Below are 12467 nucleotides of genomic sequence, written 5' to 3' on the forward strand. Positions count from 1 at the left end.
AGCCTCACGCTGTTTCGACGGATCTGGGGATCGGAGACCAGGCAGGACATGCATACCGACAAGCTGCTCGTATCGACCAAATTCGCGCCACCGCGCATTGGTACCCAGACCATCCTGCGCGAGCGCCTGCTCGAGGATCTGCGCGGCATGACGCAATGCCGCGTCGGCCTGGTAACCGGTAGCCCAGGTTTCGGCAAGACCACGCTGCTGGCCCAATGGCGGCAGGTGATGATGCGCTCCGGAGCGGAGGTGGCCTGGCTGGCACTGAGCGCCGATGACAAGCACGTGCCGATTTTCTTCGCTTATCTACGTGGCGCGTTGCAGCGACTTGGCATCGTCATGGACAGCGGCGTGCCGTTGGAGGGCGCGCGGCCGGAGTTCATCGACGAGGTGGTGGCGACCATCGTCGAAGGCGCTGCCAGTATCAACAAAGAGTTGTTCCTGGTGATCGATGACTACCAACACGTCAGCGACCCGCGCTCGCACCAGCTCATGCAGAAGCTGCTGGATCACAGCCCCGAGAACCTGCACTTCGTCATCTCGTCCCGGGTGGGTCCACCGTTGAGTTTCAGTCGGCTGCGCCTGAGCGGGCAGTTACTGGAGCTCGATTGCGCCACCTTGCCATTCGATCTGGCCGAGTCCCGCGCTTTTCTCGAACAGAGCCTGGCGGCCTTGAAGCTCAGCCCGGAAGAATTCCATCAGATCCACGAGCTCACCAGTGGTTGGCCAGCCACGTTGCAGCTGGTGATCATCCTGTTGCGCAGCGACCCGCAATCGCGCGGTGCCTTGCGCGAAATGGGCTGGCGTTCCGACGACCTGCAGAGCTACCTGGCCGAAGACGTCATGGCCCATCTGCCACCCGAGTTGGCGCAGTTCATGGAAAGCGTCAGTATTTGCCGTCGCTTCAACGCCTCCCTGGCGCAAGCGATTACCGGCGTCAACTCGGCGCAAGCCATGCTCAAGCGGCTGGACGAAGAAAACCTGCTGATCTTTCGCGTCGAAGCCGATGACCGTCAGCCGTGGTACCGCTTTCATGCATTGTTCGGCGATTTCCTGGCCACGCGGCTCGCCCGTCGTGACAGCGCAGCCCTGATCGAACTGCATAATCGGGCCGCTCACTGGTTCGCCGAGCGCAAGCTGCTGGCCGAGGCCGTACGCCATGCCACATTGGCAGGTGACCTGGACTTCGCTGCGCAACTGATCGAACGGGCAGCCCCGGCGACCTGGAGCCTGAGTCAGCTAAGCCCGCTGCTACGCCTGCTCGACCGCTTGCCGCAGGACATCCTGTTTTCCCGACCGCGCCTGTTCTTTCTCGGTTGCCTGGCCTATGCACTCACGGCCCGCCCGGCCAAGGCCGAGATCTGGCTGGAACAGTTCCATCGCAGTGGTGCGGCGCAACACGCTGACGTTGCCTATCGACTGCCGCTGGTGCAGGCGGCCATCGAAGTGCAGCGTGATCGCACTGAGCCCATCATTGGTTTGCTCGAGGATTTCCAGGCGTTGCCGGATGACTATTCCGTAACGCGTTTCGGCGCGCCGGCGCTGCTGACCATCGCTTACCTGGCGGCCGGACGCATCGAGGAAGCGCTGCAATGCCTGGATGACAACCCCATCCCCGAAGCCGAGCGCAATGGCGAGATGGCGTTGGTGGCCGAAGGGGCCCGGACCCTTTGTTACCTGCAGGCCGGCCAGATGCGCGAGGCTGAGCGGATCGGTTCGGCACAACTGGCCCGTGCGGTGTCAGTGCACGGCCACCGTGCCGCCAGTGCCTATCTGGGGGCCGCCACGCTGGCCGAGGTCTACCGCGAGGTGGACCGTACCGATGAAGCGCGGGAAATCCTCGCCAACCGTAATGGCCTGCTGCAATGGGCCATGCCCGACACCATGCTGCGGGCGACGATTTGCCGGGCACGCCTGGACCTGCTCCAGGACAGCGCCGCCGTGGCCATGGCATTTCTGGAACGCCAGGAACGACACTTTCGCACCATCAACCAGGACCGAGCCCTGGCGCACTGCCTGGCCGAGCAGGCCCGCATCGCGTTGCTGGAAAACGACAAGACACTGGCCGCCGACAGGGTAGCCAAACTACAGGTACTGGCCGATAAACACCGCGACTCCCCGGGCTTCCAGGCAGACATCCCGGCAATTGCCGCGCTGGCGCAAGCGCGTCTGCTGCTGGCCACCAACTACCCGGACAAGGCGCTCGCAGCCCTGGCTATCCTGGGCACCTACGCGACGAAGTTCAGCCGCGGGCAATTGCAGGTCACCGGCCAGTTGCTCGAAGCGTGCGCGAAAAGCGACCTGCTGCAGCCCGAACAGGCGCAAGCGCGCTTGCTGGAAGCCGTGTCCCTGGGCCGGCGCCTGGGACTGGTGCGCACCTTCCTCGACGAAGGCGAAGTGTTGCGCAAAATGCTCGTGGCACTGTCGAGCAAGCCGCTGGCCAGTGAGGATGAGATTTACTTGAGAGCGCTGCTTGAGCGCTTCGGTCCTGGAAACGTCGGTCGCTCCAGCGAGTCTTCGGCCAATGGCGCGTCTTCAATGCTCACGCCGCGGGAGCTGGCCATCCTCGAATTGATCAGCCAGGCGATGGCCAACAAGCGCGTGGCCCTGACGTTAAACATCTCGCTGGAAACAGTGAAGTGGAACCTGAAGAACATCTACGCCAAACTGGGCGTTTCGAGTCGTTATGATGCAGTGTCATGGGCGCGCAAGAATGGGTTGATTGAGTAGCAGGGGGTTGCCAGGCTGAAAATCTACAGGTCAATGCACCTTCTTGCGCAGTTGTTGGACTTTTCCTACATCTCAATCGGCGCCAACCACTGTAGGAGCTGCCGAAGGCCGCGATCTTTTGAAAATCACCGCGAACCGGGTGCTGGATCAGATAGATCCGTCTCAATAGCTGTAGCTGTTGTCCAACCTGACACTCCACTTGTGGCGAGGGGATTCATCCCCGTTGGGTCGCGAAGCGGCCCCAAAAGATGGCCTGCTGCGCAGTCCAACGGGGATGAATCCACTCACCACAAAGTACTCAGTGCTGCTGGATCCCAAGCGCAAAACACCAGCGCGGCAAAGGAGGGGTGCGTTGCGTGGACGCGCCGATGACTTCCCCCGCTGGCGTTTTGCGAGGGCAGTCTATACTCGGGATCGATTTTGGTAGCCAACCCTGTTGGAGGGGGTAACTGCTTTTTCCGAGTATCAAACCAAAAAGGTCGCCGCATCACTCATGGCCAATAAACTCACTGCAAAGACTGCCATCGTCACCGGGGCGGCCCAAGGGATTGGCGCCGCGATCGTGCGACTCTTCGCGCAAGAGGATTGCTTTGTCTACGTCACGGATATCAATGATGAGCTCGGCAGCGCCGTTGCAGATTCACTCGGCGATCGCGCCAGCTATCTGCGCCTCGATGTGCGGCGCGAAGAAGATTGGCAGCGAGTGACCACGCAAATCCTCAAGGAGCGCGGCAGACTGGACGTGCTGGTGAACAATGCAGGTATCACCGGATTTGAGCACGGTGCCGTGGCGCATGACCCGGAGCATGCGCGCCTGGAGGACTGGCACGCCGTGCATCGGACCAATCTCGATGGTGTATTCCTGGGTTGCAAGTACGCCATTCGTGCCATGCGGCCTCACGGAACAGGCTCCATTATCAACATCTCCTCCCGGTCAGGCCTGGTTGGCATTCCGGGCGCCGCGGCCTATGCGTCGTCCAAGGGCGCAGTGCGTAACCACACCAAGACGGTGGCGCTGTACTGCGCCGAGCAAGGGCTCAGAATCCGGTGCAACTCGATTCATCCCGCGGCCATCCTCACGCCCCTGTGGGAGCCCATGTTGGGCACCGGCGAGGATCGTCACGAACGCATGGCTGCACTGGTTCGAGACACTCCACTGCGAAGGTTCGGGATGCCCGAAGAGGTGGCGGCGCTGGCGCTGCTACTTGCCTCTGATGAAGCGACGTACATGACCGGCAGTGAGCTCAACATCGACGGCGGCCTCCTGGCAGGCACCGCCGCGACGCCCAGCGTAGTGGACGACAGCGACGCGGTGCAAAACTGATCGCTATCGATCCATCCCGTTCGCTCACCGCGGAAAAATGCCACCAGCACATTGCGTTACTGCCGGGCCTGGCCGCAGTTCGGTGAAGAAACTGCGGCGGCCGATCAATCAGGCATCGGGGAGCAGGCCTTTCTTTTTAGCCACATGCGTCGCCAGTGCGTCCATCAAGTCCGGAGACAGGCAGTCGTAGGGCTCCAGGCCGATCGAGCGCAGGCGCTCACGGATAGCAGGCATTTGCGCAGGCGGTGTGCCGGTTTCGATGATCGAGGACACGAAAGCGGCGAAGCCCGGCGCGGCCCATCCTTTCTGTGGGGAGAGTTCGGTGTGGACGAAGTCGAGGCCGTAAAACGCGTGGTCCTTGTTCTCGATGCGTCCGAAAAGATGGGCGTGACACTGCTTGCAGGCGTGGCGTTGGATGGTAGCGGTCTCATCGACAATCGCCAGTTTTTCGCCGTGGGCAGTCACGCTAACCTTATCCCGGGGGACGACGGCAATGACGGCGAATATCGCGCCTTGCGGTTTCCAGCATTTACTGCAGCCGCACGCGTGGTTATGCAGGGTTTGTGCATCGATCCGGACCTCGACCTTATCGGTCGCACACAGGCATTGCAGGGTGCCACCGGTGAAGTTCGCGGCGGCGGGTTGGATACCGTTGTCCAGTGCAGGGTGAAGTTTCAAGGTGGCCATGCGGGCTCCTCCTGTTCAGGTTGCCCCCAGGTAAATGCCCCCAGATAAAGAATAGCGCGCCGTGTGTTTTTCGAATGCACGAATCCCCCCCTCCCCGAGGGGGCGTATCGGCGAAACCTGCTCCTATGATCGATCCAGAGCCCCTTCAAAGGTGGCCGACCGACGACCGAAGGAGAGAACCACCGATGATACCCCGTACCCTGTTTGACCATGAGCACGAGGAGTTTCGCAGCAGCGTGCGGCGCTTCCTGGCTGAGGAATGTGCACCCTGCCTCGAACAGTGGGAAACAGACCATCGGGTCCCGCGGTACATCTGGGAGCGGGCTGGCGCGCTGGGCATGCTTAATGCCACCACTCCCGAAGCCTATGGCGGACTGGGGCTGGATCGGCGTTTCTCGATGATCGCCACCGAGGAAATCTACCGCGCGGGCCAGGCATCGGGGCTGATCGGTTTCGGCGTGCATGACATTGTCGCCGGTTACCTGGTGAATTTCGGCAGCGAACAGCAAAAGCACACCTGGCTGCCGAAAATGGCGGCAGGCCAGGCCATTGGCGCGGTGGCGATGACCGAGCCGGATACCGGCTCCGACCTGCAAGCGGTCAAGACCCGCGCTGTGCTGGACGGTGATGAGTACGTCATCAACGGCGCCAAGACGTTCATATCCAACGGCAGCAACTGCGACCTGGTGGTCGTCGTCGCCAAGACCGGTAATACCGGCAAGGGCGCCCAGGACATCTCACTGATCCTGGTCGAAGCCGACCGCGCAGGCTTCAGTCGGTCCCAGCCCTTGCGCAAGGTCGGCCTGCACGCCCAGGACACCACCATGCTGTTCTTCGACAACGTCCGGGTGCCCAGGGAAAACCTGCTGGGTGGCGTGGCCGGGCAGGGCTTCATCCAGTTGATGAAGGAGTTGGCCTGGGAACGGCTGTCCATCGCCATCAGCAGCGTTGCCGGCGCCGACGCGGTGCTCGACAGCACGCTGGACTACACCAAGGGCCGCAGCGTATTCGGCAAGCCCATCTTCGCCTTCCAGAACACCCGCTTCAAATTGGCCGACTTGAAGATGCAATTGGCGGTGTCGCAGAACTACGTCGACCGCTGCATGGAGCAAAGCCTGGCGCGCACCCTCAGCCCCGAAGCGGCGGCCTCGGCCAAATTGTGGTGCTCGGACCTCTACACCAAGGTCGTGGACGAATGCGTCCAGTTGCATGGCGGTAACGGCTACATGCTCGAGTACCCGGTCGCCCGTCACTACCTCGATCACCGCGTCCTGCGCATTGCCGGCGGCGCCAACGACATCATGAAAGATCTGGTCGGGCGCACGCTCTGATCAGGGTTGCAGAGGATTACCCATGGAATACCTGATACCCCGTAGCTTGTTCAGCACTGAGCACGATGAGTTTCGACGCGCCTGCCGCCGCTTCATGGAGCAGCAGGTCAACCCGTTCCATGCCCAGTGGGAGAAAGACAAGTGCGTACCCCGCGAGGTCTGGCGCAAGGCTGGCGAGATGGGAATGCTCTTGCCTTCGATGCCAGAGGAATATGGCGGGCCCGGCGCCGATCGCCTGTTCGACATGGTCTTTGCCGAAGAATTCATGCGTGCCGGCGCTTCCGGCCTGATTGGTTTCGGTGTGCACGGCCTGGTGGCCAACTACATCCTCAACTACGGCACCGAGGCGCAGAAGCAGGCCTGGTTGCCGAAAATGATCGCGGGTACAGCCGTGGGCGCCATCGCCATGACCGAACCCAACACCGGTTCGGACCTGCAGGCGGTGCGCACGCGCGCCAGGGCCGAAGGTGACGAGTTAATCATCAACGGCTCCAAGACGTTCATTTCCAATGGCGCGTCCTGCGATCTGGCGTTGGTGGTCTGCAAGACCGGCGAAAGTGGCAAGGGCGCCCAGGACATCTCGCTGATCATCGTCGAGAAAGAGCGTGAAGGCTTCAGCCGATCGCAGCCGCTGGAAAAGATCGGCCTGCACGCCCAGGACACCAGCATGCTGTTCTTCGACGATTGCCGCGTGCCGGCCGAAAACGTGCTCGGCGGCGTGCAAGGGCAGGGCTTCTACCAGCTCATGCATGACCTGGCGTGGGAACGGATCATCGGCGCCGTCGGTTTTCAGGCCCAGGCCGAGGCGGCACTGGATCACACCATCGAATACACCCGTACGCGCATGGTCTTCGGCAAGCCGGTGCTGGACTTCCAGAACTCGCGTTTCACCCTGGCGCAACTCAAGACCGAAATACAGATCGGCCGCTCATGGATCGACAGCTGCATGGCCTTGCTGCTGCGCGACGAACTGACAGCCGAAGTGGCCGCGGTAGCCAAGTACTGGACCGCGGAGCTCAGCAGCCGTGTGGTCGATGCGTGCCTGCAACTGCATGGCGGCAATGGCTACATGACCGAATACCCGATTGCCAGGTTGTACCTCGACACCCGTGGCAACCGGATCTGGGGTGGCACCAACGAAATCATGAAAGAAATCATCGCTCGCACGTTGTGAGCGCGATCATAGGAGAGCAAACGTGTCTCAAGAAATTCGCTTTGACGGCAAAGTTGCCATCGTCACCGGCGCCGGCAACGGCCTGGGACGCGCCCACGCCTTGCTGCTGGGTTCGCGGGGTGCCAGGGTCGTGGTCAATGACCTGGGCGTCAGCACCGAAGGCCTGGGCAGTTCAAGCGCGGCGGCCGATGAAGTAGTTGCGCAGATCCGCGCCATGGGTGGCGAGGCTGTCGCCGACTACCACTCGGTGACCGAGGGCGAGAAAATCGTCGCCACCGCGCTCGAGGTGTTTGGCACGGTCGATATCCTGATCAACAACGCCGGCGTCCTGCGCGACAGTTCGTTCCACAAGATGACCGAAGAGCAGTGGGACCTGATCCAGGAAGTGCACGTCAAGGGCGCCTTCCGCCTGACCCACGCCGTGTGGCCGATCATGCGTGAAAAAGGCTACGGGCGCATCATCATGACCGCATCCGGCGCCGGCATCTTCGGTAATTTCGGCCAGTGCAACTATTCCACCGCCAAGTCGGGCTTGATCGGTTTCGCCAACTCGTTGGCCATCGAGGGCGCGAGCAAGAACATCCGGGTCAACACCATTGCCCCGGTCGCCGCTTCACGCATGGTGATCGCCAGCGGGCTGTTCCCCCAGGAGCTGCACGACAAAGTCAAAGTCGAAGACTGCGCGCCGCTGGTGGGTTGGCTGTGCAGCGAGGAGTGCACAGACACCGGCGGCCTGTTCGAGGTCGGTGGCGGCTTCCATGCGAAATACCGTTGGGAGCGTTCCCACGGCCGGTTCCTGCACACCAATACCCTGAGCCCGGAACTGGTTCGCGATAACTGGACGCGCATCACTCATTTCGATGAGCGCAGCGTTCATCACACCGACGGCGCCGATGGACTCAAAGAGCTGTTTACACGCATGGAGTCGCCTGCCAAGGGTGGCAATGCTTTCGTTGATATGGAAGTGGCAGCCAACGCTGTCTCCCACCTCGAAACCGAGTACGACCAGAACGATGCCGCGCTCTATGCCCTGGCCGTAGGCGCTGCCAAAGACCCGTTGGACCGCGATGAGTTGAAGTACGTCAACGAGTTCCTCGGTGATGAATTCCGTGTACTGCCGACCATGGCCGTGTTGCCGGCGACCGAAGTGTTCCTGCGTGCCGCCAAGTCCGGCGAGCCACAGCTGGAAGGCCTGAACGTGCCATTCGCCAAAGGCCTGCATGGCGAACAATACACCGTGATGTATCGTCCCTTGCCCCCTAAAGCCAAGCTCAAGCACAGCATGCGCTTGAAGTCGGCGATCGACAAAGGCAAGAGCACCGTCACCATCCTGGCCATCGAGACCACCGACGAGCACGGCACGCCGCTGTTCTACAACGAAGTGACGGGCTTCTACCCTGGCGTGCCGGGTGCTGGGCTGCAACGTGTGCCCAGCGAAGAGATCAACGTAGCGCCAGATCGTGAACCCGATGCGGTGCTGGCGGACCAGACCGAAGTCAACCAGGCGCTGCTGTATCGCCTGTGCGGGGACTGGAACCCGATGCACATCGATCCGGACTATGCCGCCAAGGCCGGCTACGAGAAACCGTTCCTGCATGGCCTGTGCACCTTCGGCTACCTCGGTCGCCATGTGATCAAGGCGTTCTGCGGTAACGATTCGCGTCTGTTCAAGAGCGTGCGCGCGCGCTTCGCCGCCATCGTGATGCCCGGCGACACCTTGGAAACCCGTATGTGGCGTGAGTCGCCGACGCGCATCATCGTCGAGATGCGTGCGGTCGAGCGTGACGTTGTCGTATTGAAAAATGGTGCGGTCGAATTGTTCGAGTCCGTACCGGCCTGATTGCCTGGCCACCTGCCGCTTACATGAACGGTAAGCGGCAGTTTTTCTATTTCAGGAGAGCACGATGCAACGTTGCGTCAATGTGATTGGCGTAGGTATGTCGCCCTTCAGTCCAGCCGCGCTGGCTCCCGATGCGCACGTACGGATCGGCACTACGATAGGACAGGCGCTTACCGACGCCGGTTTGTCCGCAAGCAATATTGCGGCGGTCCATGCCGTTACAGGCGCGATGGATGGTGTGACCTTGCAGCGTGCTCTGCAAACAGCAGGGCTTGCGCAAGTCCCGCTCTTTCACTTTGCACCGAACGACGCTGATGGCAGCGCGTTGTTTGCACGCGCTTGCCAGGCCATCCTCCTCGGGCAGGCGGAAAGCATTCTGGTGCTGGGTATCGAGGGCGCGCCTGCGCCAACCCTCGGGCTTGAACGGCTTGGCGCCGTGGCTCAGGAGTACATGGCGCGTTATCTGGCTCGACGAGAAACCTTCGCCATGATCGCCGTCAAGGCGCGCCAGCATGCCGCGCTCAATCCACTGGTCGCGTTCAATAGCCTTCTGACGCTCGATCGTGTATTGCAGGCGCAGATGATCGCCGATCCACTAACCCATCCGCAGGTGGCCTGGGCCAGCTCAGGTGTAGCAGCGGTTTTGTTGTGTTCCAGTGAATTTGCCAGGCGCCACGGCAACGGCGCGCTGGTTCAAGTCGTAGCCCAGGCCTGTGTAACCCCACAGCAAGTGAACGATCAGGGGGCGACCTTCGCCGGTGTCGACTATGAGGTCAACGTGGCCGCCGCTCGTGAGTTGTATGAGCAAGCGGGCAGGGGGCCGCAGGAGGTTGATGTTTGCGAACTGCACGACCTCAGCACGGTCAGCGAGTTGTTACTCTACGAAGCGCTGGGTTTCTGTGCCGAAGGCTACGGTGAGAAACTGGTCGAAGACGGCGACAATACCTACGGCGGCAACCTGGTCATCAATCCTTCCGGTGGCTTGCTGACCTTGGGGCAAGCCTCGGCGGCGAGCGCCCTGGCGCAATGTATAGAGCTTGTGCACCAACTGCGTGGCAGCGCCGGCCGACGCCAGGTAGCCGATGCGCAACTGGCGCTGCAGCATCAGACGGGTGACGACGGCACGGTGACCACTACGCTTTTTCAGCGCGGGTAAGGTGCCGCGACGGGTTACGAAAAGAATAATTCAAATGGGTGGGACACCTCCCTTCAAATGCAGGATCTGTCATGAACAACAATAATAAGCACCCGACACTGTTGCATCGCTTCCTTCATTGGGAGCACAGCACGCCAGATGCCATCTACCTGACCCAGCCCTTGCCCGATGGCGGCGTGCAAGACTACAGCTGGCGTGAAGTGGGCGACCAGGCGCGGCGCATGGCTGCTCACCTGCAGAGCCTGGACTTGCCGGCGAAGTCTTCCATTGGCATCTACGGCAAGAACACCGCCCACTGGATCATCGCCGACCTGGCGATCTGGATGGCCGGGCATGTCAGCGTCCCGCTGTACACCACTGCCAATAGCGACACGGTGCGTTACGTGGTGGAACATGCTGAAGTTCGGCTGCTTTTCGTCGGACGCCTTGAGGGCGAAGTGGCGGGCTGGAACGCCGTTTGTGCTTCGATTCCGCCCGATTTGCCATTGATCGATTTGCCTATGTCCAGCTGCGGCAAGGGTGAACCCTGGGATCAGATCATCGCCCGTACCGCGCCCCTGCAAGCGGTGGTCGAAGCCGTGCCAGGCGAACTTGCCACCATCATTTACACCTCGGGCAGCACCGGCGCTCCCAAAGGTGTGATGCACAGCTTCGGCGCCATGTACGCCGCACCGGCGGTGACCGGTTGCATGTATGCCAACGGCAAGGGCACGAGCAACAATGATCGGCTATTGTCCTACCTGCCATTGGCCCATACCGCCGAACGGGCGGTGGTGGAAGCGGTGTCGCTGTACAGCGGCTGCCGGGTGTTCTTCAACCTGGGCCTGGAAACCTTCAGTGATGACCTGCGCCGAGCGCGCCCGACGATTTTCCTGTCCATGCCCAGGTTGTGGGGCAAGTTCTATCAGGGCATCAACGAGCGGATCGATCCTGCCAGACAGGCCGCCGTCTTCGCCGATCCGGTGGAAGGCAAGCTGATGAAGGTGCAGATTCTCTCGGCCCTTGGGCTTGACCAGGTGCATACCGGCCTGTCCGGCTCCGCGCCGCTGCCGGTCAAGGTGATGGAGTGGTACCGTGAGTTGGGACTTGAGCTGCTGGAAGGCTATGGCATGTCGGAGAACTTCGGCACCTCGCACTTCAGCCTGCCGGGCCAGGTGCGTGTTGGTTACGTTGGGGCGGCGATCCCGGGTGTCGAATGTCGTATCGGTGACAATAACGAAATCCTGGTGAAAAGCCCGGCGCAGATGCTGGGCTATTACAAGCAACCCGATCTGACCGCCCAGAGCTACACCAGCGACGGTCTGTTCTGCACAGGTGACCGTGGCGAACTGGATGAGCAAGGGCGCCTGCGTATCACCGGACGGGTCAAGGAGTTGTTCAAGACCGCCAAGGGCAAGTACGTCGCGCCTGTCCCTATCGAAGCCAAACTGGGCAATCATCCGCGTGTCGAGGCGTCGTGTGTCACTGGGGTTGGCCTGGCGCAGCCGCTGGCCTTGCTCAATGTTTCACCTGATACCCGCGCCGCACTCGCCACCGCCGAAGGTCGCGACAAGGTTGCCACTGAGCTCGAGGTTTTCCTGGCTGAGGTCAACGCCCTGTTCGAGGCGCATGAGCAATTGGGCGCCCTGGTGGTGGTGGCCGAACCCTGGACCGTCACCAATGCGCTGCTGACACCGACCCTGAAGATCCGCCGTAGTCTGATCGAGGAGCGCTATCAGGACCAGATCGAAGCCTGGGACGCCAGCCGCTGCAAGGTTGTTTTTGAGTAAAGCCCCGCTGCCACTTAAGTAAGCCGACTTTTGGGTCGGCTTTTTTATTGCTCGTTCCACGCAGAGCATGGAAACGATCCAATACCCGCGCTGCGTAACATCGGCCAGTTTGCCGCACACATGATCGTTCCCACGCTCCGCGTGGGAATGCATCCCGTGACGCTCCGCGTCACCCTTGCGCAAGGCTCACGTCATGCGTGGTCAGCGGAACGCGGAGCGTCCCTGGCGGCGTTCCCACGCAGAGCGTGGGAACGATCCAATACCCGCGCTACGTAATATCGGCCTGTTTGCCGCACACATGATCGTTCCCACGCGGAGCATTGGAACGATCCAATACCCGCGCTGCGTAACATCGGCCAGTTTGCCGCGCACATGATCATTCCCACGCTCCGCGTGGGAATGCATCCCGTGACGCTCCGCGTCACCCTTGCGCAAGGCTCACGTCATGCGTGGTCA

At 61.5% G+C, this 12467-nt stretch carries 8 protein-coding genes; 7 read left to right on the forward strand and 1 reads right to left on the reverse strand.

Annotated elements, in window-relative coordinates; translation table 11 throughout:
- Positions 1-48 precede the first annotated feature (48 nt).
- Together AC3WWR_RS21390 and AC3WWR_RS21395 are read left to right on the forward strand one after the other, a co-directional pair.
- Complete coding sequence (locus AC3WWR_RS21390) at positions 49-2730, forward strand: winged helix-turn-helix domain-containing protein (RefSeq protein ID WP_083349035.1); 2682 nt, start codon at positions 49-51, stop codon at positions 2728-2730.
- 493 nt (positions 2731-3223) lie between these two features.
- Positions 3224-4054: an SDR family oxidoreductase gene (locus AC3WWR_RS21395; protein WP_083349036.1), complete on the forward strand. Its 831-nt coding sequence runs from the start codon at positions 3224-3226 to the stop codon at positions 4052-4054.
- 108 nt (positions 4055-4162) lie between these two features.
- On the opposite strand, the gene gfa is transcribed toward AC3WWR_RS21395, so the two are convergent.
- A complete protein-coding gene (gene gfa / locus AC3WWR_RS21400; RefSeq protein ID WP_020796403.1) occupies positions 4163-4741 on the reverse strand; it encodes an S-(hydroxymethyl)glutathione synthase in 579 nt (192 codons plus the stop codon).
- Between the two features lie 185 nt (positions 4742-4926).
- Here gfa and AC3WWR_RS21405 point away from each other — a divergent pair, with 185 nt between their 5' ends.
- The 5 genes from AC3WWR_RS21405 (at position 4927) to AC3WWR_RS21425 (ending at position 12011) form a co-directional block, all read left to right on the forward strand.
- Positions 4927-6072, forward strand: a complete 1146-nt coding sequence (locus tag AC3WWR_RS21405) for an acyl-CoA dehydrogenase family protein (protein ID WP_020796404.1) — start codon at positions 4927-4929, stop codon at positions 6070-6072.
- Between the two features lie 31 nt (positions 6073-6103).
- A complete protein-coding gene (locus AC3WWR_RS21410) occupies positions 6104-7246 on the forward strand; it encodes an acyl-CoA dehydrogenase family protein (RefSeq protein WP_231989923.1) in 1143 nt (380 codons plus the stop codon).
- Between the two features lie 22 nt (positions 7247-7268).
- On the forward strand, positions 7269-9086 hold the full coding sequence (locus tag AC3WWR_RS21415) for an SDR family oxidoreductase (protein ID WP_083349037.1): 1818 nt from the start codon (positions 7269-7271) through the stop codon (positions 9084-9086).
- 64 nt (positions 9087-9150) lie between these two features.
- Positions 9151-10242 (forward strand): thiolase C-terminal domain-containing protein, encoded by a 1092-nt coding sequence (locus AC3WWR_RS21420; RefSeq protein ID WP_020796407.1) that lies wholly within the window; start codon positions 9151-9153, stop codon positions 10240-10242.
- A 71-nt stretch (positions 10243-10313) separates the two neighbouring features.
- A complete protein-coding gene (locus AC3WWR_RS21425) occupies positions 10314-12011 on the forward strand; it encodes an AMP-binding protein (protein WP_020796408.1) in 1698 nt (565 codons plus the stop codon).
- Positions 12012-12467 lie beyond the last annotated feature (456 nt).

This window comes from Pseudomonas sp. EB271-G4-1 (assembly GCF_058791355.1).

Bases quoted from the DNA above. Each gene is read 5' to 3' on its own strand.
- AC3WWR_RS21405 (WP_020796404.1), top strand. From the start codon at position 4,927: ATGATACCCCGTACCCTGTTTGACCATGAGCACGAGGAGTTTCGCAGC.
- AC3WWR_RS21390 (WP_083349035.1), top strand. From the start codon at position 49: ATGCATACCGACAAGCTGCTCGTATCGACCAAATTCGCGCCACCGCGC.
- AC3WWR_RS21425 (WP_020796408.1), top strand. From the start codon at position 10,314: ATGAACAACAATAATAAGCACCCGACACTGTTGCATCGCTTCCTTCAT.
- AC3WWR_RS21420 (WP_020796407.1), top strand. From the start codon at position 9,151: ATGCAACGTTGCGTCAATGTGATTGGCGTAGGTATGTCGCCCTTCAGT.
- gfa (WP_020796403.1), bottom strand. From the start codon at position 4,741: ATGGCCACCTTGAAACTTCACCCTGCACTGGACAACGGTATCCAACCC.
- AC3WWR_RS21395 (WP_083349036.1), top strand. From the start codon at position 3,224: ATGGCCAATAAACTCACTGCAAAGACTGCCATCGTCACCGGGGCGGCC.